Raw genomic sequence first — 23,367 nt, 5'->3', positions numbered from 1 at the left:
TGCTGACGGGCCGTCACCCCGGTGCTCACCGGGGTGACGGCCCGTCTACGGTTCGGGATCGGGCAGGGTGGCCCGGCCGGCGGTGATGTCGGCAGCGAGCTCGGAGAGCTTCCGGTTGGTGCGGCGGGCGTGCCGGCGCATGCGCTGGAACGCCTCGGCGGCATCGATGCGATGGCGTTCGGCGAGCAGCCCCTTGGCCTGTTCGATGTCGAGGCGCGTGGCGAACGCGGTCTGCAGCTGTTCGGCCAGGGTCCGGTGATCGTTGATGATGCGGTGCTGCACCAGGGCGATGGTGACGACGTCGGCGAGGGCACGACCGAGTTTCTGGTGGGGCCCGGTGAGCGGATCCGGGTTGCGGCTGAAGAGGTTGAGGACACCGATGACCTGCCCCCGTAGCCGCATCGGGATGGCATGAGCGGAGCGGTAACCGTCCCGGTAGGCACGTTCGGCGAACAAGCTCCACCGGGTGTCAGCGGTGGCGAGATGACAGTGCTCGATGGTCTCACCGGTCCGGAAAGCGGTGAGACACGGCCCCTGGTCGCCGTCGATCTCGAACAGCTCCAGCAGCCTTGCGGTCTCGTCGGAGGACGCGAGCAGCCGCATCCGCCCGTCCTTGTCGGCGAGCATCACCCCGGCGCCGTCGGCGTCGAGCAGATCGGTGCAGTACGCGGTGAAGTCGTGCAGGAAGTCGGGCAGGTCGAAGTCGTCCACCAGGGTGTCGGCCAGGAAGACGAACGCCTGGGCGACGCGCTCCTCCCGGGGCGGCCTCCGGGTCGGCGCGGAGGAAGGGCTCACGCTTCGAGGCCGGGGCCGTAGCGCAACGTGCCGTCCAGCACCTCGTCGACGACATCCGACAACGGCACGTCACGGCCGAAAGCATCCCCGCGCAGCCGATGCAGCGCGTCGACGGCGCCGATGGTGGCCTGGCCCATCACCATCCCGGTCGCCTGCTGAGCCCGGGCCGCCGGTATCGACACCGCCGTGCCGGCACTGCCGCCGAGATGCAGGTCGTCCACCAGCAATGTCATCGCCGCGGCCGCGAAGGTCACCGCGCTTCGGTAGGCGTCGTCCGGAAGCGGACCGGGGGTGTCGCGGCACAGGTTCAGCACGGCGACGGGATCCGGGCCGGCCAGCACGGGAAAGGCGAACACCGCCGCGACGCCGACCCGGCGCGCTTCCTCGGTGAATCGTGGCCAGGTGCGCCGGGCCTCAGGATCGGCGAGGCACTCGACCAGCACCGGCGCCTGGACGGCGAGCGCGGTCAGGCACGGCCCCTGATCGAGGCGGATCTGCAGGTCCTCGATCCGGTCGATCAGCCGTCCCGAGGTGCCCAGCACGAAACGGCGGCCGGCGGCGTCGAACGCCGTCAGGCCGACTCCCGAGACCGAGGGGAGCTGGGCGTGGCAGTCGGCGCAGATCGCCGCCGTGCCACCCCCGGCGCGCAGCCGGGCCACCAGCCCGGCGACGTCGCCGGGCCGGGACATGTGCTCCGGTGACGAGCTCATACCCGCCCCCGTTCGCCGGGCACGGCACACGCACGGTCCGTCATCGCCGCGCGAGCCTGCGCCATGGTGGCGAACATCGGCAGCCGGCGAGCGCCGATCCGCCGCAGCCGGCGGTCCAGCGCGGCGGTGGTGGGCAGGCACAGGGCCACGTGGATCGGCGGCCGGACCGCGGCCGCGGCACGGCGGACCGCGAGCCACAGGGGAAGGCTGGCAGCGTCCTCATCGATCAGTCCGTACAGGTCGATGATGACCGCGGCGGGCCGACGGGAAAGGCGGTCACGCACCATTGCCGACACGTCCAGGCCGAGGCGGCGCGACCATCTGCCGTGCACCGCGACCTCGGCCACCGGTTCCGCTGCTTCCCCACCCGGGTATCCCGGCAGGGCGAGGCTTGGCTGCAGAAGAAAAGACATGGCATCGCTGCTCCCCATGAGGCACCTGGTGCGAACTTCGTGTGCGCTACCGGGGGTCTGGGGCAGCAAGCGACGGCGGACGAACCACCGCCATGACACCTTATGGCACATCGCCGCGTCCGCGAGTTCACTCACTCTTTAGTGCGGCTGACGCAATGGCCACCGGTGCGGGTGCACCGATGGCCGTTCCGTACGTCAGGGCAGGTCGACGGGGCGCAGCACCCGGTCGATACGGTGGGCGATCTGCCGGTTGCCCTTGTTCAGGTCGAACCGGACGACCCGGGGGTCACGGTCGCTCCGGTCGGCGTCGATCAGCTTGACGGAATTCCGGCGCCACCCGTAGACGTCCACCGTGACGGCAGCGCCGGCGGCGGTCGTCAGGGCTGCGTGGTCAGACTTGAGCGCCGCCCTGCGGTCGATCGTGGCGCCGGGGACGACGTGATAGAGCAGCACCGTCTCGACGGTGTCGATGCCGAGACCGGCGACCGCCGTGAACGCCGCCTTCTCACTCGGCAGCCGCCGGCTGTGCTGAAGGTCGGCGACCAGCTTCTTGAACGCCGTGTCGTCGGGCAGGAACGCGGTCAGCGCGGTGGTGCCGTCGGTCAGGACGCCGACCGCACTCCCCGGCTTGGCCTTGAGGACAGCCAGCACCGCGGCGGTCACGATGTCGTAGTCCCAGCCGTTGCGGTCGAATCCGCCGGTGTCCGCGGTCAGCACCGCGGCCAGCGACCTGGTGCCGAGCGGCTTGGTCCGGCCGGTCGCGCCGGCCGGACCGGCGGCCAGGGGCACGGCGACAACCGCGGCGGCCACGACAGCGGCCGTCCGCTTACCGAATCGGGTGAACCTCATGAGGACATCCTTTCGATCACGAGATGGCGGGAGCACCACCACCTCGTCATTCGTCGGGACAGGGCCGCACGGATGCACCTCGGTCACGCGGACAGGGCCGCCGCGCCGAACGACACCGAGAAACGCTTGCACCAGATGCTGACGCTACGGATCTCGTCGAGGTCCACTTCCGCACCGATACGGTAGGTCTGGTCGCCGCGATTGCCCTTGAGCCGGCCCAGCTCGGCATGGACGCCGTCGTCGAAGACCCGCCACCCGGCGACGTCCGGGCGGACCTCCTGGTCCGACAGCCACACCCGCAGGTCAGGGCCGTCGCTGGTGTCCAGCCCGACCAGCTCGAGCCGGCGGGTGCCGTCGGAGGCACGCACCACCCGGGCGACGCCGGTGGTCGCGTGCTCGTGGGTGACGAACGAGCCCTGCGCCAGGACCACCGGCCCACGCGCCACGGGTGAGCCCGGGCCCGCCGTCGGGACCACCGCCAGTTCCTCGGTCACCGTGGTGTCGGTCAGCAGCCGCCAGGGCTGGAACCAGTACAACCCGAACGACACCCCCAGGACGACGAGAGCACAGAAGGCGGCGAGGACAGGTTTGAGGCGAGGTCTGCGGGACACCTGAGAAGTCAACGACGTCCTGGCGCCCGGCGACAGATGTCCGGGTCTTACGAACCACTTACCGCTTGACTGACGCGCCGGTCCCGGCCGTCGCGTACGTGAGGTGGGTCAGGCCCGCTCCGAGGGTCCGCACGTCGATCAGGCTGAGGGGCTTGCTGCCGCTCGTCTCGCCGAAGAGGCGCTCACCGGCCCCGAGCACGACCGGGAAGACCACCAGCCGAAGCTCGTCGACGAGGTCATGCTCCAGTAGCGCCCGGCCGAGCCGGTAGCTGGCGAACACGAGAACATCGCCGGGAACATCGCGTTTCAGCTGGATGACGGCGTCGGTCAGTGTTCCTTCCAGCAGCGTCGCGTTGCTCCAGGCGGGCCCTCGGCGACTCCCGGAAACGACATACTTGGGGATGCCGTTGAGCCGGTCCGCGAACTCGCCGCCGCGCGACAGCCACCGCGCGGCGAACCACTCGTCGCTGCGCCGGCCCAGCAACAACGCTCCGGCATCCAGTGCCTCGTCGAACGCGACCTTCGTCCAGGCCGGCAGGTCCGCACCCCCGAAACGGCCGAACCAGCCACCCCGGTCGAAGCCCTCCGCGCCGTCCGGGTCCTGGACGACGCCGTCGAGCGACATGTTCGTACTGATGACGATCTTTCCCATCGCTGTTCCCCTGTCGAAGCTCGGAGTTGTCACCGATACCGACACCGGCCCGCCGATGAAGGGATCGTCCGCCGACCGGCTCCTTCACGGGCCGGCCGGTGTCTGAACACGGTGGGCGTGAAGGGGCTGATGGAGAGGATGACGAGGATGGGCGAACCGGCAGCACCGCTGCTCTCGCGGGCGCGCGCCGGGGACGGCGACGCGTTCCGGGATCTCACCGAGCCGTTCCGCGGTGAACTGTGGGTGCACTGCTACCGCATGCTCGGCTCGCTGCACGATGCCGAGGACATCCTGCAGGACACCCTCCTGGCCGCGTGGCAGGGCCTCGCGGGATTCGAGGGACGCTCGTCGTTACGGACCTGGCTGTACCGGATCGCCACCAACCGGTGCCTCAATGCCCGGCGGTCGGCCGGCCGGCGCCGGGCCGGGGAGTGGGACATCGACGGGGTCGCACCGCCCACCCCGACCCGGCTCGGCGAGGTCCCGTGGCTCGAGCCGCTCCCCGACTCCGTCCTCGGCGGCGCCGTCACCCCGCTCGGCCCCGAGGCCCGGTACGAGCAGCGGGAGTCGATCTCCCTGGCGTTCGTGACCGCTCTGCAGACACTGCCGCCGCGACAGGTCGCGGTGCTGGTCCTCCGGGACGTCCTCGGATTCCGGGCGGACGAGGTCGCCACCATGCTGAGCACCAGCGTCGAGTCGGTCAAGAGCGCCCTCGCCCGGGCGCGTGCCGGACTGCGGCACCGAGGGCTTCCGGCTGCTCACCACGGCTCGCCGGCCCCGCCCGGCCGGCGATCCGAGGACGCGGTCGTGGCACGGTTCGTACAAGCCTGGGAGTCGGCCGACATCGGCCTGCTGGTGTCCCTGCTGACCGATGACGTCTTCATCTCGATGCCACCGATGCCGTTCGAGTACGAGGGTCGCGACGTCGTGGCCCGCTTCTTCGCCCGCATCGTCGACGCCGGCCGCCGTTTCGACCTGGTCGCGACCCGGGCCAACGGCCAACCGGCGTTCGGCGCCTACCTGCGTCGTCCCGGCGGGATCAGTCACGGCGCGGGCCTGTACGTCCTGGCCGTCGACGGCGATCGGATCCGTGCCCTGACCCGCTTCGAACACACCGTTCTGCCGTCGTTCGGACTTCCCGCTTCGATCGTCGCCGGGTCGTCGCCCGGGTGAACCGTTCGGCAGGCCCGGGTGAACCGTCGGCAGATCAGGGTCGCTCGGCGAATCCGGTCAGGTGGGCGTACGCGACCGCGTGGGTCCGGTCGCGCAGCTGCAGCTTGTGCAGGATGTTGGAGATGTGGGTCTTGACGGTCTGCTCGCCGATGTGGAGCTGGCGGGCTATCTCGGCGTTGCTGCAGGCCCGCGACAGCGACTGCAGCACCTCCCGTTCGCGCGCGGTCAGCTGTTCCAGCTCCACGGGCAGGACCACCGGGCCCAGGGCGTCGGCGAACCGGGTCAGGTGCCGGCGCACGATGGAGGGATCGATCAGGACGTCACCGCGGGCCGCGATACGGATGGCCGCGATGACCTCTTCCGGGGGCATCGATTTCAGCAGGAAGCCGCGGGCACCGGCGTTGACGGCGCGGTGGACGTACTCGTCGGTGTCGTGGGTCGTCAGCACGACGACCTGGGTGCGGTTGCCGGGCAGGGCGAGGATCGCCTGCGCCGCGCCCAGACCGTCGCGGCGCGGCATGCGGATGTCGAGGACCGCCACGTCCGGTCGCAGCCGCTGGACCTCGGTGACGGCCTGTTCGCCGTCGCGGGCCTCGGCCACGCAGGCGATGTCGTCCTGGGTGTCGAGGATCGCCCGGAACCCGGAGCGGAACCCGTCATGGTCGTCGGCGATCAGCACCGAGATCGTCATGTGCGCTCCCGCAGATCGAAGCAGACCGTGGTGTTCCAGGTGTGGTCGTCCGCCCCGGGGCCGGCGTGCACCCGCCCGCCGAGGGCGTGGACGCGGTTGCGGATGCCGGTCAGTCCCCGGCCGCCGCGGCTCACCGGCAGCGACGGCCGGTACGGGTTGAGCGTCCCCACCTCGACCGTGGTGACCGCGTAGCGGACGGTGACGGTGATGACGCCGCCGTCGCCGTGGCGCAGCGCGTTGGTGAGCATCTCCTGGACGACGCGGTAGAGCGCGGTGTCGACCGCGACGGGCAGGACGAACGGCTTCCCGGTGATGTCCAGCCGGACCGGGATGGCGGCCGTGCGGAAGCCGTGCAGCAGGTTGTCGATGTCGGCCAGGCCGAGGTGGCCGGCGGGGCCCCGGCCGTGCAGCACGTCCAGCATGTCGCGCAGGTCGCCGAGCGCGGAGCGGCTGGCCTCCTCCACCGAGCGCAGCGACGTGAGCGCGGACGGATCGGTGCCCGGTTTTGTCAGCCGCAACCGGGCGGCACCGGCGTGCGCGCTGATCGCGCTGACGTGGTGGGTGACCACGTCGTGCAGGTCGCGCGCGATCGCCGCACGGTCGGCGGCGATGGCGCTCCGCACCGCCTCGCGGGCGTCACGCTCCTCCTGCTCGCTCTGCCGTCGCACCTCGTCGAGGTATTCCCGCCGGGCGGTGGTGTAGCGGCCCACCACCCAGGACACGAGGCCGGTCTTGATCGCGGCGAGGGCGAGGTTCGCGTCGAGCGGGTACCGCCGGGCGAGGAACGCCGGCACAAGACCCGCGATCACGACCACGAGGGAGACGACGGCGGGGATCCCCCGCAGGCACGCGCCGGCCCGATAGGAGGCGACGAAGATGCCGGCCTCGTTGAACCGCAGGCTCGACGGCCCGCCCAGCAGCAGGCCGCAGCCGGCGTTGATCGCCACCGCGGCCGCGGCGACCCAGCCGGCCCATCGGGCCCGGGTGGCGAGCAGCGCGTCGGCCAGGACGACACCGGCCAGCGCCACGAACCACGCGACGGTGCCGAGGTGCGAACGGCTCTGCAGGCCGAAGGTCAGCACGTCGACGACCCCGCACGCACCGGCCACCAGCAGCGACTGGCCGGCCAGGAAGCGGCGGGCCCGCTCGGAACGACTCACCGGGTGATCATGGCCGGTCCCCGTGCTCCGCGCCTCCCCCGCGTGAGGGAGGTTACCGGCCACGCGAGCACCTACCTTCGGCTGTCATGGAAGACATCGGCCCTCGACGCCTCACCCTGCCCCGGACGATCGCCCTGGTCGTCACCGCGGGCATCATCATCACACTGGCCGTCCTGGCCCTGTGGCCGCACGGCACCATGGCCGTGCCGGACGGCGCGCGGGCCGGTGAGCTCTCGATGCACAAGTGCGACTACAAGACCGAATCAGGCACGGTACGGGCGGAGTGCGGCACCCTGGTCGTCCCGGAGAACCGCAGTGACCCGGCGTCCGAGCTGATCGCCCTGCCGGTGGTCCGGATCCCCGCCGCCACGGAGCAGCCCCGCGAGCCCGTCTTCCGGCTCGGCGGTGGCCCCGGCTCCACGAACATGACGTTCCCCCAGGCCGGCCGGCTCACCGCCGACCGTGACGTGGTGCTCGTCGGCTACCGGGGCGTCGACGGATCACGGCGGCTCGACTGCCCCGAGGTCACCGGGATGAGGTACGCCAAGGGGGACCTCACCGGTGCGGAGTCCCAGCGGGCCACCACGCTGGCGTTCACCGCCTGCGCCAAGCGCCTGACCGGCGACGGTGTCGACCTCACGGGATACTCCGCCGCCCAGCGCGTCGACGACATCGAGGCTGCCCGCACCGCGCTCGGCTACCCCCGGATCAACCTGCTCAGCTCGAGCGCGGGCACCCGTACCGCGATGGTCTATTCCTGGCGGCATCCCGGCTCGCTGTTCCGCTCGGCCATGGTCTCGGTGAACCCGCCCGGCCACATGGTCTGGGACCCGGCGATCACCGACAAGCAGATCTCCCGGTACGCCGAACTGTGCACCGCGGACGCCGGATGCGCCGCCCGGACCGGCGACCTGGCCGCCTCGATGCGCGACGCCGCCGACGTCCCGGACCGGTGGGGCCCGTTCACCATCCACGCCGGAACCGTGCGGGCCGCCAGCATGTTCGCCATGCACCACAACGGCCGCAGCTCCGCCCCGCTCAACGCGCCCACCGTCATCGACGCCTACCTCAGCGGGCCGGGCTCGCTGTGGGCCATGTCCGTGCTCGGCGACCTGCAACTCCCCGGTTCGATCGTCTGGGGCGAGTTCGCCTCGTTCGCCATGCTCGACGCCCCCGCCGCGGACGCCTTCTACAAGGCCGGCGGCGACCCCGGTTCGATCCTGCGCAGCGACGGCACCAACTTCCTCTGGGGCGGCCCGTCCGGATACGCCACGGTCTGGCCGGACAGCCCGGACAACGCGGAGTACCGGACCCCGCGGTCCAGCTCCGTCGAGACGCTGCTGGTCAGCGGCAGCGTCGACTTCTCCACCCCGGCCGAGCTGGCCACCGGCGACCTGCTGCCGCTGCTGCCCAACGGCCGCCAGGTGATCCTGCCCGAACTCGGCCACACCGCCGACTTCTGGGGCGACGCCGACGCGAGCCGCCAGCTGTTGACCACTTTCTACAACACCGGCACGGCCGACGACTCGACGTTCGGCACCCGCCCGGTCACCTTCGACCCCGGACCGCTGAGCATGTCCACCATCGCCGCGGTCCTGGCCGGCCTCACCGTCGGCGGCTCACTGATCGCCCTGGCGCTGCTCGCCGCCCTGATCCGCCGGGCCCGCCGGGGTGGCTACCGGCCGCGGACCGGTATGTGGCTGCGGATCCTGACCCCGATTCCGCTCGGGCTCGGCGGCTGGTTCCTGGCCACCCTGCTGGTCTGGACCCTGGGCCTCGACACTTTCGTGGCCGGGACCACCGTGGTGGTCCCGGCCGTCAGCGTGTTCGTCGGCCTCGGCGCTTACGCGACCTGGACCCGGGGCGACCGTCCGCACCGCCGCGCCCTGGCCGTGGTGCTCGGCGCGGCCGTCGGCGGCGCCCTGCTCGGCCACGCCGCCGGTGCCGTGTTGACCGCCCCGCTGACCGCGATCGCCGGAGCCGCCGCGGCGGTGAACCTCGCCCTGGTGATCCTTGACCTCCGCCGGCCCCTCCGGAGCACGGCCGGGACCCCGGAGGGTCACGTGCCGGTGAGCGTCTGATCGAACTCGGTGCCGCGGGCGTCGCGGGCGAGCGGCCGGGCCCGCCCGTACCCCCGATGGTGCTTTGTCCTGCGGGGATACCGGCTGACCCGGCAGACTCGGGTGGTGATGCTTCCCCAACCCGGCCCGGGACCTGATGCGGCCGCAGCGTGGGTGCGCGAGCACCTCGGTGACCTTTGTGGTGACGTCCCTGTCGCGTCTCCGGAGTTCCGGGGTGGGCAGGCGGCAGCAGATGTCGTCCTTGCCGGTCTCGATCTCACCGGGTACGCCGCACGCCGCAACGACGTCCTGCCCCGCTCCCGGCGCGGCGCCAGCCGGATCTCACCGTACGTCCGGCACGGTCTGATCGATCTGCCTGCGGCATGGCAGGCCGCAGCCACCGCGCCGCCGCGCGATCGCACCAAGTTCCGCGACGAGCTCACCTGGCAGGAATACGCCCGGCACCTCTACGCGCGGATCGGACGACGCAACGCAGCGGCCCTACGCGCCGCACCGGCCCACCCGGCTCACCGCTGGGACCGGCCGTGGCCGGAGACGATGAACTGTGTGACGTCGTGTGTCAGGGAACTGGAGGAGGACGGCTGGCTGGTCAACCAGACCCGGATGTGGCTGTCGTCGCAGTGGACCGTACGGGCCGGCGCGGAATGGACCAGCGGCGAGGACCGATTCTTCACTCACCTGCTCGACGGCTCCCGCGCCGCCAACCGCCTGGGCTGGCAATGGACGATCGGTGCGGGGACCGGCAGACCGTACGGCTTCTCCCGGCGGCAGGTGCTCAAGCGGGCGCCGCAGCTGTGCCGCGACTGCGCCCTGAACGCGAACTGCCCGATCGAGGATTGGCCGGACACCACCCCCTCGGCCGGGACACCGGAGCCCGAACCGCTGCTGCGCCACGACCCCGACCCGGAATCCACCGGTGGACCCCGTGTCCCCGTCGGCCGGGGCGAACCGTCGGCGGTGTGGCTCACCGCCGAGTCCCTCGGCGACGCCGATCCCGCGCTGGCCGCCCACTCCGGGCTACCCGTGGTGTTCGTTTTTGACGAGCCGCTGCTGAGACGACTGCAACTGTCGGGCAAACGGCTGATCTTCCTCGCCGAAACCCTCACCGACCTGGCCACCCGGCGTGCCGTCGAGATCCGCCGAGGACCGGTGGCCGACGAACTGTCCGGCCGCACGGTGGCCGTCACCTACGCTCCGGTGCCTGGATTTCGTCGCCGCGCCGAAGCTCTCTCGCCCGCCATGGTGTATCCCTGGCGCTGGCTCTACCGGCCGCACGCGGGAGCGATCGGATCATACTCGGCGTGGCGCAAGGGCCTCGGCGTGGCGCCGGACGATCACGGGTGATTCCCGCACGACGGTCCGGCCGGCCCGGATCGAAGGAAGGCCAGCCGGGGTGCGCCGGTGCCGTGGTCACCCACCTGCACCAGCACACTGCCCGGCCTGCCGGACCCGGCGTCGCGGTCACCGACGCTCAGTGGCTCGCGAGCGTTCCGCTGATCTCGTTGGGGGCGGCCTCGAGGGTGACGGAGGCGACGATCGCACCGCTGGTCAGGTCGAGCTGGTGCACCTTGCGGGCGGCCGGCTCGGTGACGTAGGCGAGGTCGCCGCGGACGAACATCGCCGGGCGCGGCTGCTGCCACTCGATCGGCTCCTGCCAGGCGGCGACGACCGGCCACGACCTGGTGATCGTGGCGGTGGCCGGGTCGACGACGTGCATCCTGCCGTCGGTGCCGAGGATGAGGCCCTCGCCACCGGGGCCGCGGTTGAGCGAGCGGAAGCTGTAGCTGACGCCCTTCGGCAGCGGCACCACGGTGAGCTCGTCCGTGGCGGTGTCGATCAGCGAGAACCGGCCGGGCCGCTCGAGTTCCGCGTCGGGTTCGGTCTTGTAGTCGCCGAGCAGGACGGACGAGGCATCGCTGCCCGCCTGGTTGCCGATGCGGCTGTACGCCAGGTCGCTCTGCACCTTCACGAACGCGCCGTTCTTGAAGAGCAGCACGCCGTCCTCGCAGCCGAGTCCGACGACGTCGCCCCGGGCGACGGCCTCGCCGTGCACACCGGGGCACTTCTCGTTACGGGCGATCTCCTTGCCGCTGCGGTCGAGGGCGATCGCGCCGGTCCGGGACTCCTCGGTGCCCAGGGTGACGATCATGGTGCCGTCGGCCAGCTCGACGGCCACGCCGTGGTGGGGTACGGCGGCCCGGTACTGCCGGCCCGGTGGTTTGCCGTTCGCCAGTCCCTTCGGGTCGAAGCTGTTGACCTCGCCGGTGCCGTCGGTGAACAGGATGGTGCGCTCGCCGTGCCGGACCACGTGGCCGGGCTTCTCGCCGGGGTAGGTGATGTCGGTCAGCTCGCCGGCGGCGGCGTCGAGCACCTGGAAGCCCGTGGCGGTGGAGACGACGATGTGGCTGTCGTCGCCGGCCGGGTTGATCCGGTTGAAGCCCTCCAGCGCGATGGTGCGCTCCACGGTCAGCGTCCTGCCGTCGAGGACGTAGATCCCGCCGTCGTAGGTGACCGCGATCGGCTCGGCGACGGCCGGTGCCGCCGGTGCCGAGGACGCCTCCGGCTCGCCGCAGGCGGTCAGGGCCAGGGAGCCCGCGGCCAGGACGGCCAGTGTTCTTGTTCCGCGTCGATGCACAACTTTCTCCTCATACCTTGAATGACAATCATTTTCAGTAAAACAGACCTAGAGAGCCCGGGATCACCGCTGAGCGGGTCAGGCGGACAGACCGCCGATGATCGCGTCGGCGTTGAAGCGCATCATCGCGAGGTAGCTCGCCGCCTCGCCGCCCGCCTCGCCGAGCGACTCGGAGTACAGCCCGACCACCCGTACGTCCAGGCCCGCCTCCGCCGCCAGCACCTCGGCCAGGCGTGCGGGCTGGGCTGTGTCGGCGAAGATGGCCCGGACCCGGTGCTCCTCGATCGCGGTGACCAGCGATGCGAGGTCGGAGGCGCTCGGCGAGGCCAGCGTCGTCCCGCTCGGCAGAACAGCGCCGATCACCCGCAGCTCGTAGCGCTCGGCGAGATAGCCGAACACGTGGTGGTTGGTGACGAGCACGCGACGCCGGTCGGGGATCGTCGCGAAACGCGCCGCCAGGTCCGCGTCGAGGTCGCTCACCTGCTGCGCGTACGCCTGTGCGCCCGCACGGACGACCGCCGGGTCCACACCGTCCACGGTGGCCACGATCTCGGCGGCGAGCAGCCGAACCGCCACGCCCATCCGCGCCGGATCGGTCCAGAAGTGCGGGTCGGACTGCCCCGCCGCGTCGCCGTCGCGATACTGCATCGGCTTGATCAGCGCGCCCACCTCGACGGCCGGCACGCCCTCCTCCCGCGCCGCCCCGACGTGGTGCAGCACTCCCTCCTCGAGACCCAGACCGTTGTAGACGACCAGATCGGCGGTCCGCATGGTGTTCGCCTCCCGGGCCGAGATCGCGAACGAGTGCGGGTCGGCGCCCGGCTTCATCAGCACGGTCACCGTCGCCTGGTCGCCGACGATCTGCCTGACCACGTCACCGAGAATGTTGGTGGTCACCACGATGCGGGCCTCGCCGGTCGTCGCACAGGCGGCGCCGGAGAGCAGAGCCGCCGCGGTGGCCACGACTGCCAGGAGCCTTCTCACCGGCCCACCTCCACGACCAGATCGGGCTGCTGCGAGGCGCGCAACGTACGGGCGGTGCGCAGCTTGTCCCGATAGTCGAGTTCGTAGATGACCCCGGCCTGCGGCGCGGCCGCGTACGCCCGGTTGATGTCGAGCGTCAGCGTCGTGGCCTTCAGCGGGGCCTCGGCGAGCTTCCGGCCGCCGCGCAGGTCGTAGCTGATCACCGTGCCGGCGGCGTCGAGGGCGAGCACGGTGCTGTCGTCGGCCGGCGAGGCGGCGGCGACCAGATCCCGGCCGTCCACGGGCAGGTGATGCAGCGTCGCCTTGGCGGCGTTCACCGACCAGATGCCGGTACGGCCGGCCAGCGCGGCCTCGTTGCTGCGCGGACGGTGACCGAACGCGGTCCGCGCGACCGGGGTGACGGGCGAGTCGAGGACCTCGGTGGTCAGCACGTCCTTCTCGAGCTTCACGCGGATCAGGGATTTCTCGCAGGCGATGACCGCACCACCGCGCAGCACGATGGCCCCGCGCGGTGCGGCGCAGGGTGCCCGGAAGGCGCCGGTCTCGCGGCCGTCGGCGCTCATGGCCACGATCCGGTTCGCGGGGCGGTCGCGGGCGTCACCGACGGCGACCAGCAGCCGATCCGCGTACGGGAGGGCCAGCGCGGTCGAGCTGCCGGAGTCGATCGTGGTCACCGCGGTGACGGCGCCACCCTCCAGCCCGCGACGGTCGAGCAGGGTGACGCGCCCGTCGGTGGTGCCGATCGCGGTGCGTGCGCCCGCTCCGGTGACCGAGGTGACCGGTGCGTCGAGGTGCACGACGCCCACCGACCGGGCCGGGGCCCGGTAGTGGTGGACGTGGTCGGTGTGGTCGACGCTCCACACCCCGGTGTCGACGATCTCCACCGTGCCGCCGCCGACGGCGTAGACGAACCGGCCGTCGTCGATGAGCCGCTCGGCGGCGACGGAGAGATCCACCCGGCTCTCCTTCCCGGTGGCCAGGTCGAGCAGGCTCAGCTGCCGGGCGCCGCGGGCCGCGTACGCGATGGTGGTCTGCGCCTCGGGCAACTCAGCCGCACCCTCGACGTATCCGTGCGGTGGTTCCTCCTCCCCCGGCGAGGGCGAGGCGCAGGCCGACGCGGCGAGCACGAGGCTCAGCACGGCGGAAACTCTCTTGATCACGACGTTCCTTTCCGTACAGCGAGGAGGACGAAGAAGATCAGCACGGTGACGGCGGCGATCGTGGCGCCGGCCGCGGTCGCGGCGTACCAGGAGATCCACAGCCCGGCGACGGTGGCCGCCGAACCGATCACGAAGCTGGTCAGCATCACCGCGGACAGGCGCCGGGCGACCAGCATGGCCGCCGCCGACGGGGCGATGAGCATCCCGAAAGCCAGCAGGGTGCCGACGACACTGAACGCGACGGCCATCGTCACGGTCAGCAGGATCATCATCACGGCATTGGCGAGCCCGGGGCGCAGACCCAGCGTGCGGGCCTTGCGGGGGTCGAACGTCAGCGCCAGGAACGGCCGGTGGAACAGGGCCGACACCGCCGCGACCACGGCACCCGCCCCGGCCAGCAGGAGCAGGTCGTCGCGGCCGATGGCGAGGACGTCACCGAACAGGAACGCGGTCAGGTCGGTGGCGAACGAGCGCGAATGCGAGACGACGATGACGCCGACCGAGAGCATGCCGACGAACAGCAGCCCGATGCTGGTGTCCCGGCCGAACTCGCGGCTGTCGCGCAGCGCGTTGACACCGGCCGCCATGGCGAGCGCGCTCACCGCGGCCCCGGCGACGAGATTGCCGCCGAGGATCGACGCGACCGCGACGCCCGGCAACATCCCGTGGCTCATCGCCTCACCCAGGAAGGTCATCCCACGGGCGATCACCCACACCCCGACCAGGGCGCACACGGCGGACAGCAGCACGCCGCCGAGGAGGGCGCGCAGGACGAAAGAGACGGTGAACGGCTCGGCGAGGAACGACATCACCCGAGGCAATATACTGGAAGTGAAAATCACTTCCAATAAGGGGATGCCTTGCTGATCGCCGACAACCTCGGTTTCCGGTACGCCGGGACGCCCGTGCTGGCCGACGTGACCATGCGCGCCGAGAGCGCGTCGATGCTGGCCGTGACCGGCCCGAACGGTTCCGGCAAGAGCACGCTGCTGCACCTGCTCGCCGGGGTCGCCCAGCCCACCGCGGGCCGCGTCCGCCGGGCGCCGGGCCTGCGGGTAGCCCTGCTGCCCCAACGCACCAGCGACATCGACGCGCTACCGCTCACCGTCGTCGAATGCGTTCGTATCGGGCGATTCACTCCCGGCCGGCTGCTGCGCCGGCTCACCCGGCGCGACCACGCCGCGGTGACCGGGATCATGGAGCTGCTGGAGATCGCTCCCCTGGCCCGGCGGCGCCTGCACGAGCTTTCCGGTGGCCAGCGGCAGCGCACCCTGCTCGCCCAGGCCCTCCTCCAGGAGGCGGACGCCTATCTCCTCGACGAGCCCACCACCGCCCTCGACACCCGCACCCGCCGCCACGTCCATGACCTGCTCACCTACAAGGTGCGAGCGGGCGCGGCGGTCGTCATCGCGAGCCACGACGACGAGGAGGTGGCACTGGCCGACCGCACCCTCCACCTCACCGCCGGGTGACGCGCGGATCACCGTCCTCAGGCAGCCGGCGTCCACTGCTGCGCCGCGGTGCCGTTGCAGGCGAAGATCCGCAGCTGGGTCCCGTCCGTCGTGGCGGATTCCGGATCGTCCAGGCAGCGCCCGGACTGCGGGTTGACCAGCGACGCGTTCGCTCCGGTGACCCAGCGCTGCGCACCCGATCCGTTGCAGGTCCACAGCTGCACCTTGACCCGATCGGCCGTCCCACCGTTGCTGACGTCCAGGCACTTGCCCAGGGCCCGCACCGCGCCACCCGCGCCGGGGGTGTACGCCCACGTCTGGGCGCCCGTTCCGTTGCAGGTCCACAGCTGGACCCGGGTGCCGTCGGCGGTGGCGGCGTTCGAGACGTCCACGCACTTCCCGGCGATCCCGGAACGCAGCACGGTGCTGCGCACCTGCCCGGCCGAGGCGAGCGCGCTCTGCACGACGGCGGCCGCTCCCCGCATCCCCGCCTCGTTGGGGTGGTACTGAGAGCGGCCCGCCGGCGGGTGTGCGCCCTCCACCCACGGATCGGCCGAACACGCGTCGTGCCCGCGGCTGGCGGTGGCGAGGTCGACCACCGTCGCTCCGGTGGCCGATGCCGCCGCGGACGTGACGGACTCCAGACGCGAGGCGACACCGCGCTCGTACGTCAGCTGCTCCGGGGTGAGCGGCACACCCGCGCACGTGCCGGATCCGGGCAGGATCGTGAAATAGGTGACCAGGTAGACGCGGGCACCCGGCGCAGCGCCGCGTACCGCGTTCACGATGTTCTCGAGACGCCCGGGCAACGCGCTGAACGCCTGGTCGATGGCGGCGCGGTCGACGCCCGCGCAGCCGCTGCCGCCGTCGTTCTGGCAGGTGTACGCACCCAGGCTGCCGAGGTAGTCGACGTCGTTGCCGCCGATGGTCACGGTGACCACGTCGGTTGCACCGGTCACCGCCTGGATCTGCGGTGGCCGGCCGGACTGAGCGGTGGTGAGGATGTTCGCCGTCGTCGCGCCGCTGCAGGTGACATCGGTGAGGTTCGCGCCGATCTCCCGGGCCACGACGCTGGGATAGTTGCCGGCCGACCGGGAGCACGCCGCCGCGCCCTCGCTCGACTGGACCGGCGGGATCCCCGGGCCGGCGGCGAACGAACTCCCCATCGCCACGTAGGTCAGCCCGGCGGCCGCAGCCGGGCCCGGTGCGATCAGGCCCGATGCGATCAGGACGGCCCCCGGCACCATCAGAACGGCGACCAGCAACGCCCGCAGACCTCTTATCACACGGCTCACCTTACATCGACGGAGGTCGCTCTATGGCAGGGTCAGGGCCGAGTGCTCGGGCCGGGGCGCCGGGGCGGGCATCGTGGCCAGGTCGCGCAGCATCTCGTTGCGCTCGGCCAGGGCTTGCGCGGTGGAGGGAAAGAGGGTGGCGTCGCCCTCGCCGACAAGGTCCTGGTTGAGCTCGACGAACGGCCGGGTCTCGCGTTCGTAGGCGGCGAAGGCCGACGTGTGGTCGTCAGCGGTGGCCAGGGCCCCGGCGAGCATGTACGCCCCGACCAGGCCCAGGCTGGTGCCCTGGCCGGTGAGGAACGACGGGGCGTACGCGGCGTCGCCGACCAGGACGGTCCGGCCGATCGACCACCGGGGCATCCGGATCTGACTCACCACGTCGAAGAACAGGTCGTCGGCCAAACGCATGACCTCGACCATGCGCGGGATCTGCCACCCGTCGTCCGCGAAGACCGACGCCACGAGCTCGCGCTGGGCCCGCGGGTCCCGGAAGGCCTCGAACGGCGGCTCGGCCCGGTCGAAGGTCAGGAACCCGTGCACCCGGTCGCCGTCGCGGACCGCGTACTGAACGGCTCCCCGGCCAGGCCGGCTCCACATGACGGCCTCGCGGGAGAGCCCGAGATCGTTGGGCATGGTGAAGCCGGCGAAGCAGTGCCCGAGGTAGCGGTGATACTGCGACTCGGGGCCGAGCACGAGGCTGCGGGTGTTCGAGTGCAGCCCGTCGGCGCCGACCACGAGGTCGAAGCTGCGGTGCACCCCGCCGCGGAAGGTCACGTCGACCCGGTCCGGATGATCGTCGAGGGTGGCGATGCTGTCGTCGAAGATGAACTCGACGTCGTCGCGGACCGCGTCGTACAGGATCGTGGTCAGGTCACCCCGGGGAACCTCCAGGTCATGACCCTCGACCCCGCGAACCACCGCGTCCGGCTTCACCGAGGCGATCACGGTCGCGTCGGGGGCCAGGAAGGTGAGCCGCTCCGTGGCGATGTGGGCCTCCCGCAGCGGAGCCAGCACGCCCATCCGCCGGATGACCTCGATGGCGGTGCCACGGATGTCGATGGGGTAACCGCCGCCCCGGACGGCGTTCGCCTTCTCCACGACGGTGACGTCGAAACCGTACCTGTGCAGCCAGAATGCCAGCGCGGGTCCCGCGATGCTCGCTCCGGAGACCAGTACCCTGCCTCTTGATGCCCTGCTCATGGTGCCCCCCTCGATGGCCCGTCCCGATACCTGCCCAAACTATATACCTAACTTAGGTATCGAATTGAGTGTGATGACCGACACTGCCGACGACGGTGAGTTCGACCTGCTCGCCATCCTGCCCCGGCTCTCGCAGCTCAGCACCGTGCTGAACCGCAGCCGGCTGATCGAGCGCGCCTCGGAGAACACCGGGCTGGGCCTGGACCGCCCGGCACTGGGCGTGCTGGTCACCCTCCACATGAGCGGTGGAACGATGCGCATCGGCGAGATCGCCAGACGCATGCAGGTCGTCGGGCCCCACATCACCCGGCAGGTCAACGAACTGGAACGACGCGACCTGGTCCGGCGGGTCCCGGACCCGGACGACAAACGGGCCCGGCTGGCCGAGCTGACCCCGGCCGGGGCCGGAGCGGCCGGCCGCTACCTGGAGACCACGCTGGGAGTGCTCGGCGACGCCCTCGCCGGCTGGTCCACCGAGGACCGCCGCACCTTCGGCCGGCTGCTGGACCGCTTCGCCGCAGACCTGACCGCCCGGCTCGGCGCCCTGGACGAATAGCTGCGCCCGCCGTGGCATCAGCCTCGGCGGGCGCGTACCTCCTGTGGTGGATCAGCTGCTGATGGCGCTGGTGATGGCGGCGTTGGTGTTGCCCCGCCGCGCCGCTCGATCCCCGGCCCGGCGAGCCTGTTCCGGGGTCGCCCCCTCGGATGCGGCCTTCACGGAGACATGATCTTCGCTTGCCCGCTCCAGCACAGAGAAAACACATCAGGCCGAGGCCGGGGCGTCGCCATCGTTCCGCACGGACGGCTTGGGTTCTGACGGTCGTCGCAACACCTGACCCGTTCACGAGTTGCCGTGCCCAAGCCTCGTCGTTCGCGTAAGCCACCGGAGCACCAGGGCGTCGAGATGGGCCGGCAGGACGAGTTCACCGCAGCCACGGGACACCCCTGCTCAGCGGTTCACCCGTCTGCTCCCATCGCGCCGACGGGAATGCGCTTCGGTACCCAGGCCGCCGAGCCGCTGAGATTCGCGGGCAACTGAGCCCGGACGGTGGCGGCCCAGCAGCACGTGTGACCCGAGTGCGACCCGGAATGACCGCTCAGCCACATTCGATCATCGCAGGGGCGTCACGCGAGATAGCTGCCCAGAGCGTCGAGCAGGCCCTGGCTGCCTTTCTCGCGGTTCGCGCCGTCGGCCCAGAACTGGTCGAAGAAGACGCCGTGCTCGACGTGCGTGAACCGGGTGCCTTCGCCGAACGACTCGAACTCGAGCGACGCCACCGAGGTCGACATGTGAATCCCGTCGAGCCACATGTCGTACGTCGTGACGATACGGACGTGTTCGACGATGTCGGTGTAGGTGGCCTCGTAGCGTGAGAGCGGACCGTCGTGGAATCTGCCCTCGGCGACGTCGCGTCCACCGACCCGGAAGTTGAACGCCCACTCGCCGGGCTCGATGGCGTCACCTGCGCCCCACCAGGCCCGCTTCTGCTGTTCGTCGGCGAACGCGTCCCAGACACGATCGAGGGGAATGGGGTAGTCACGGCTCAGCGTGAACCCGGCGCGGGCGAGTCGGCGTTCGATCGTCATCTGTGGGTCCTATCGCGTGAAGGTGACGTGGATCGTGCCACTCTCGGCCACTTCCGTCGTCACCTTGTGGGTGAGGTCGAGACCGCGCAGGTCGTCCCACAGCCGGGTGCCCCGGCCGAGCAGGATAGGAGCGATCATGACGTGCAGGTCATCTACCAGGCCGGCCCGCAGAAAGGCGCCGGCGGTGCTGACGCCCCCGCCGACACGCACATCCAGGCCGCCGGCGGCCTCGGTCGCCTCGGTGAGCACGTCCTTGATTGCGGTGTTGCGGAAGTGGAATGTCGTTCCGCCCCGCATGGCGATGGGCAGACGCGGTGCGGTGTGGGTGAGGACGTAGACCGGGGTCCCGAACGGCGGCTGGTCACCCCACCAGCCCTTCCAGTCCGGGTCGTCAGGGAACGCGTGCAGGCCGAACATGGCCGCGCCCATGATCTCGGCGCCGATGCCGTCGAAATGCGCGGCGACGTAAGAGTCATCGATGCCGGTCGCGCCGGCGCCGCTGGTGTCGCCGAGGACACGCTCGTAGAACGTACGAGTCGCGGCGTAGGCCGCCGTAAGGCGTCCCCAGTCCTCTCCCATCGGATTGTCGGGGGTGCCGCCGGTCGTCGAGGCGTAGCCGTCCAGCGAGGCGAACATGTCGATGCGAACGCGGGTCATGTCAGCTGTCCTTCGGTTCAGTCCGGACCAGGTGGATGCCGAGCCGGTCGGCTTGGCGTTCTGCGGGGGTTCGCTGCTCGTCGAGCCACAGGTGCAGGATGTCGAAGGCGCCGGGCCGCAATGTCACGGTGCGGACGCGTCCGTGCTTGTGCGACGTGACCAGTCCGGCGTCCTCAAGAACGCGCAGGTGCTGCATGAGTGAGGGCAAGGCCATCGAGAACGGCGCTGCGAGTTCGGACACGACGGCAGGGGATTTCGCCAGCCGTTCCACGACGGCCCTGCGCGTCGGATCCGCGAGCGCGCGGAGCACGGCGTCGATCTCGTCGTGATACTTAGGCACATGCCTCACTATTGTTGACGGACAGCATCTCGTCAAGCGGATCACGCAAGGAGGGACAGAGCCCGCTATTCGCGCTCAGAGCCAATACTCCGTGCTTCGTCCTTCTTGATCACGGTCTCGCCTGGTCATGCCGAACTCGTCCGCCCGAACGGGTTACCCCCGTTCGGGCGGACGAGGCTTGGACGGCCTACCGGACGATCTCTAGCGTTGCAGGGTGAGCACGCCCGGCCGCCACGGCAGGTTGTTGTAGTCACCTGAGGCGTTGGGGTCCTTGCCCTGGTACAGCAGTTGCAGGTTGCAGGGGTCGACGGTCTTGGTCTGGTCAGCGCTGCGGACCAGGTCACCGTGACTGATGTCGTTGGTCCAGGTGGCACCGCTGTTGGCCTTGCCCGCGAACGGGTTGCTCTCGCTCGCGGCCTGCGGGGTCCACGACCCGCCCAGGCTGCTGGACGTGAAGGACCGGAAGTAGCGCTGGCCCTGGCTGCCGATCGCCTCGACGAGCATCAGGTACTGGTTCTGGCCCGACACCTTGTAGACCTCGACGCCCTCGAACAGGTTGTTCGTCGAGTCGCTCATGATCGTCGTGTACGAGGCTCCGAAGCTGCCCGGGAAGTTCCCGATCGGCATGCTCTGCCGGTAGATCTTGCCGTTGTCACCGGCGAAGAACAGGTACATGTTCTGGTCGTCGCCGATCACCGTCTGGTCGATCACGCCGTACTGGGCGTCGGTGATGGAAGCGGTCGACAGGGTCTGCGCCGAGGACCAGCCGTTGGCGTTGGTCGGGTCGCTGGAGGTCTTGTAGCTGAACGAGGTCGGGCCCCACTGGTAAGCGAGCACCCAGATGTTCCTCGGGGCGAAGTAGAACAGCGTGGGCGCCACCGTGCCCTGGCTCATCCCGGTCTGGCTGGCCGAGGCCATGTCGGACCAGTTGGTGAACAGGCCGAAGTTCATCGAACCGTACGACCCGTTGTTGACGTTCGACGCGTACACGAGGTGCTGGCCGTTGTAGATGACGTTGGTGAAGTCCTTCACCGAGGTCCACCCGTTCTTCGGGCTGGCCAGTGATCCGGTCGACGACCAGCGGTAACTCGACGGCAGGGCGCAGGTGCCGTTGCTCGGCGGCGGTGTCGTGGGGGTCGGGGAGGTGCCGCCCCCGGAGGACGCGAGCTGGAACTGCTGGTTCGCCTGCCCGTTGCAGTCGTACAGCTGGACCTGCTGGCCGTTGCCGGTGCCCCAGACGTCCAGGCACCGTCCGGACTGCACGCCGGTGATGGTGCCGTTGCTGTTGACGTTCCACTGCTGGTTGGTCTGCCCGTTGCAGCTGTAGATCTGGATCGCCGCGGAATTGCCGGAGCCGGCGGCGTCCAGGCACGTGCTGCCGTACACCATCAGTTGTTTGCTCGAAGTGTACGTCCATTGCTGGTTGGACTGGCCGTTGCAGTCGTAGAGGGTCACCCGCGTGCCGTTGGTCTGCGAGGAGCTGGGCACGTCGATGCACCGCCCCGATTGCGTGCCCTTGATCGCGCCGGCGCCGGTCCCCGGGTTCGTCGGGGTGGGAGTCGGGTCGGAGGGGCCGGGGGTCGCGGCGTTCAGTGCGTTGAGGACCGAGGAGTAGGCGGCCTTCTTGTTGCCCGAGCCGTCGAACAGCAGCGGGCTCTCGCTGGAGCGCCACGAGTCGCTGTCGCGCACTCCCCACACGGTGATGCCGATACAGCGGGGCACGTTCAGGCACGCCTGGGTCAGGCCGGCGTACTGACTGGTGGACGAGTTGGTGACGTCGACCTCGGTCAGCGCCACATCCACGCCGGCGTTGGCGAAGTTGGTCAGCGTGGTCTGGAAGTTGCCGGGCAGCGAACTGCCACCGGTGAAGTGCGTCTGCAGACCGACACAGTCGATGGGTACGCCGCGGGCCTTGAAGTCCTTGATCATGTTGAGCACGGCCACGGTCTTGGCGTACGTCGCGTTCTCGATGTTGTAGTCGTTGTAGCAGAGCTTGACCGACGGGTCGGCGGCGCGGGCGGTGCGGAACGCCACCTCGATCCAGTCGTTGCCGGTGCCCTGCAGGTTGGAGCTGCGCCGGCTGCCGTTCTCCTCGAAGGCCTCGTTGACGACGTCCCAGGCGGCCAGCTTGCCCTTGTAGTGGGCCATCACCCCGTTGATGTGGTCGATCATGGCTTGGCGCAGGGTGCTGCCGCTGAGGCTCTGCATCCAGCCCGGCTGCTGGCCGTGCCAGGCGAGGGTGTGTCCGCGCACCTTCAGGCCGCGCTGGGTCGCCCAGTTGTAGATCTGGTCGCCGGAGCTGAAGGAGAACTGGCCCCGGTTCGGCTCGGTGGCATCCGGCTTCATCTCGTTCTCAGCGGTGATCATGGTGAACTCGCGCCCGGCGATCGTGGCGTACGTCGAGTCACCCAATCGGCTCGCCGCGATCGCGGTGCCGAAATAGCGTCCCGACTGCGCGGCGGCCGCGCCGAGTGTGCTCGCCGCGGCGTTCGCGTCAGGCATCACCATGCCCACACCCAGCGCCGTGATGGCGGCCACGACACCGCCGAGCAACGGCCGCACCCATGGCGATCGGCGCCGCACGGGATCGGCTTCATGGTCAGGGGAGTTGATCGCCACGATGGGCCTCCTACCAGGGTCGGTGATCGCACTGTCCGGCTACGAAGAGACGGGCTTCGATATCACGTCATGCTGGCACGGTAACATCGGCGAAACAACTCCTTCCGGAAAATTACCGGAAGTCAAGAGGCCCGCACTCCAGCGTCCACCATGGTCTCGACCAGGAAAAAGGGCACAGACAGATGGCTCAGGCCGCTGACTCGAGATTCTTACAGCCTTGGACTCCGCTGAAATGATCTACGAATTCCGGGGATTCTCCGAAAGTTCCGGCAATCCGGCGACCGGGCGTCATCACTGGTCGGCG

The 23,367-nt window shown here is 70.4% G+C and carries 23 protein-coding genes; 5 read left to right on the top strand and 18 right to left on the bottom strand.

The features are described 5' to 3' along the window. Positions 1-45 precede the first annotated feature (45 nt). From ACIA6A_RS16635 to ACIA6A_RS16610, 6 genes are all read right to left on the bottom strand, one after another. The gene (locus tag ACIA6A_RS16635; RefSeq protein WP_396098503.1) at positions 46-795 is read right to left on the bottom strand and encodes an ANTAR domain-containing protein; all 750 of its coding nucleotides are present in this window, start codon (positions 793-795) and stop codon (positions 46-48) included. Then, positions 792-1,505 carry a GAF domain-containing protein gene (locus ACIA6A_RS16630; RefSeq protein WP_396098502.1) on the bottom strand — a complete coding sequence of 238 codons (714 nt, stop codon included), beginning with the start codon at positions 1,503-1,505 and terminating at the stop codon, positions 792-794. The genes ACIA6A_RS16635 and ACIA6A_RS16630 overlap by 4 nt, the downstream gene beginning before the upstream one ends. Continuing rightward, on the bottom strand, positions 1,502-1,918 hold the full coding sequence (locus ACIA6A_RS16625; protein WP_396098501.1) for a hypothetical protein: 417 nt from the start codon (positions 1,916-1,918) through the stop codon (positions 1,502-1,504). Before ACIA6A_RS16625 ends, ACIA6A_RS16630 begins: the two co-directional genes overlap by 4 nt. Positions 1,919-2,113: 195 nt before the next feature. Next, positions 2,114-2,767 (bottom strand): fasciclin domain-containing protein, encoded by a 654-nt coding sequence (locus ACIA6A_RS16620; protein WP_396098500.1) that lies wholly within the window; start codon positions 2,765-2,767, stop codon positions 2,114-2,116. 83 nt (positions 2,768-2,850) lie between these two features. After that, on the bottom strand, positions 2,851-3,390 hold the full coding sequence (locus ACIA6A_RS16615) for a DM13 domain-containing protein (RefSeq protein WP_396098499.1): 540 nt from the start codon (positions 3,388-3,390) through the stop codon (positions 2,851-2,853). Positions 3,391-3,436: 46 nt separating this feature from the next. Further along, entirely contained in the window at positions 3,437-4,030 is a 594-nt protein-coding gene (locus ACIA6A_RS16610; protein ID WP_396098498.1) for a dihydrofolate reductase family protein, read from the bottom strand. Between the two features lie 147 nt (positions 4,031-4,177). Between ACIA6A_RS16610 and ACIA6A_RS16605 the strand changes: the two genes are divergently transcribed. Beyond that, positions 4,178-5,203 carry an RNA polymerase subunit sigma-70 gene (locus ACIA6A_RS16605; protein ID WP_396098497.1) on the top strand — a complete coding sequence of 342 codons (1,026 nt, stop codon included), beginning with the start codon at positions 4,178-4,180 and terminating at the stop codon, positions 5,201-5,203. 34 nt (positions 5,204-5,237) lie between these two features. On the opposite strand, the gene ACIA6A_RS16600 is transcribed toward ACIA6A_RS16605, so the two are convergent. Both ACIA6A_RS16600 and ACIA6A_RS16595 read right to left on the bottom strand, forming a co-directional pair. Beyond that, the gene (locus ACIA6A_RS16600) at positions 5,238-5,894 is read right to left on the bottom strand and encodes a response regulator (protein WP_396098496.1); all 657 of its coding nucleotides are present in this window, start codon (positions 5,892-5,894) and stop codon (positions 5,238-5,240) included. Beyond that, on the bottom strand, positions 5,891-7,054 hold the full coding sequence (locus ACIA6A_RS16595) for a sensor histidine kinase (protein WP_396098495.1): 1,164 nt from the start codon (positions 7,052-7,054) through the stop codon (positions 5,891-5,893). The genes ACIA6A_RS16600 and ACIA6A_RS16595 overlap by 4 nt, the downstream gene beginning before the upstream one ends. 86 nt (positions 7,055-7,140) lie before the next feature. Between ACIA6A_RS16595 and ACIA6A_RS16590 the strand changes: the two genes are divergently transcribed. Both ACIA6A_RS16590 and ACIA6A_RS16585 read left to right on the top strand, forming a co-directional pair. Then, positions 7,141-9,135 (top strand): hypothetical protein, encoded by a 1,995-nt coding sequence (locus tag ACIA6A_RS16590; protein WP_396098494.1) that lies wholly within the window; start codon positions 7,141-7,143, stop codon positions 9,133-9,135. 153 nt (positions 9,136-9,288) lie between these two features. Continuing rightward, complete coding sequence (locus ACIA6A_RS16585; protein ID WP_396098493.1) at positions 9,289-10,479, top strand: FAD-binding domain-containing protein; 1,191 nt, start codon at positions 9,289-9,291, stop codon at positions 10,477-10,479. Positions 10,480-10,606: 127 nt separating this feature from the next. Here ACIA6A_RS16585 and aztD read toward each other — a convergent pair whose 3' ends face one another. The 4 genes from aztD to aztB all read right to left on the bottom strand — a co-directional run bounded on the left by aztD (position 10,607) and on the right by aztB (position 14,723). Continuing rightward, positions 10,607-11,770: a zinc metallochaperone AztD gene (gene aztD, locus ACIA6A_RS16580; RefSeq protein ID WP_396098492.1), complete on the bottom strand. Its 1,164-nt coding sequence runs from the start codon at positions 11,768-11,770 to the stop codon at positions 10,607-10,609. A 78-nt stretch (positions 11,771-11,848) separates the two neighbouring features. Beyond that, positions 11,849-12,754, bottom strand: coding sequence for a zinc ABC transporter substrate-binding protein AztC (gene aztC, locus ACIA6A_RS16575; protein ID WP_396098491.1), 906 nt, complete (start codon positions 12,752-12,754; stop codon positions 11,849-11,851). Beyond that, positions 12,751-13,914 (bottom strand): hypothetical protein, encoded by a 1,164-nt coding sequence (locus ACIA6A_RS16570; protein ID WP_396098490.1) that lies wholly within the window; start codon positions 13,912-13,914, stop codon positions 12,751-12,753. Before ACIA6A_RS16570 ends, aztC begins: the two co-directional genes overlap by 4 nt. Further along, positions 13,911-14,723, bottom strand: a complete 813-nt coding sequence (gene aztB, locus ACIA6A_RS16565; RefSeq protein WP_396098558.1) for a zinc ABC transporter permease AztB — start codon at positions 14,721-14,723, stop codon at positions 13,911-13,913. The genes ACIA6A_RS16570 and aztB overlap by 4 nt, the downstream gene beginning before the upstream one ends. Before the next feature lie 51 nt (positions 14,724-14,774). On the opposite strand from aztB, the gene aztA reads away from it, so the two are divergent. Continuing rightward, on the top strand, positions 14,775-15,386 hold the full coding sequence (gene aztA, locus ACIA6A_RS16560) for a zinc ABC transporter ATP-binding protein AztA (RefSeq protein WP_396098489.1): 612 nt from the start codon (positions 14,775-14,777) through the stop codon (positions 15,384-15,386). Between the two features lie 17 nt (positions 15,387-15,403). Here the strand turns inward: aztA and ACIA6A_RS16555 are convergent, their stop codons facing one another. Further along, the gene (locus ACIA6A_RS16555; protein ID WP_396098488.1) at positions 15,404-16,651 is read right to left on the bottom strand and encodes a ricin-type beta-trefoil lectin domain protein; all 1,248 of its coding nucleotides are present in this window, start codon (positions 16,649-16,651) and stop codon (positions 15,404-15,406) included. Positions 16,652-16,681: 30 nt separating this feature from the next. After that, entirely contained in the window at positions 16,682-17,860 is a 1,179-nt protein-coding gene (locus tag ACIA6A_RS16550) for an FAD-dependent monooxygenase (RefSeq protein WP_396098487.1), read from the bottom strand. A 73-nt stretch (positions 17,861-17,933) separates the two neighbouring features. On the opposite strand from ACIA6A_RS16550, the gene ACIA6A_RS16545 reads away from it, so the two are divergent. Beyond that, a complete protein-coding gene (locus ACIA6A_RS16545; protein WP_396098486.1) occupies positions 17,934-18,416 on the top strand; it encodes a MarR family winged helix-turn-helix transcriptional regulator in 483 nt (160 codons plus the stop codon). 569 nt (positions 18,417-18,985) lie between these two features. Here the strand turns inward: ACIA6A_RS16545 and ACIA6A_RS16540 are convergent. From ACIA6A_RS16540 to ACIA6A_RS16525, 4 genes are all read right to left on the bottom strand, one after another. Further along, complete coding sequence (locus ACIA6A_RS16540; RefSeq protein ID WP_396098485.1) at positions 18,986-19,447, bottom strand: SRPBCC domain-containing protein; 462 nt, start codon at positions 19,445-19,447, stop codon at positions 18,986-18,988. Between the two features lie 9 nt (positions 19,448-19,456). Continuing rightward, entirely contained in the window at positions 19,457-20,104 is a 648-nt protein-coding gene (locus ACIA6A_RS16535; protein ID WP_396098484.1) for a dihydrofolate reductase family protein, read from the bottom strand. Position 20,105: 1 nt separating this feature from the next. Beyond that, on the bottom strand, positions 20,106-20,444 hold the full coding sequence (locus tag ACIA6A_RS16530; RefSeq protein ID WP_396098483.1) for an ArsR/SmtB family transcription factor: 339 nt from the start codon (positions 20,442-20,444) through the stop codon (positions 20,106-20,108). Positions 20,445-20,645: 201 nt separating this feature from the next. Further along, complete coding sequence (locus tag ACIA6A_RS16525) at positions 20,646-23,063, bottom strand: non-reducing end alpha-L-arabinofuranosidase family hydrolase (protein ID WP_396098482.1); 2,418 nt, start codon at positions 23,061-23,063, stop codon at positions 20,646-20,648. Positions 23,064-23,367: the final 304 nt, after the last annotated feature.

It is taken from the genome of Actinoplanes sp. NPDC051494 (assembly GCF_044454705.1).
Taxonomy (GTDB): Bacteria; Actinomycetota; Actinomycetes; order Mycobacteriales; family Micromonosporaceae; genus Actinoplanes.
The sequence above is the reverse complement of the archived record's forward strand: the minus strand, read 5'-3'. Positions and strand labels throughout refer to the sequence as shown.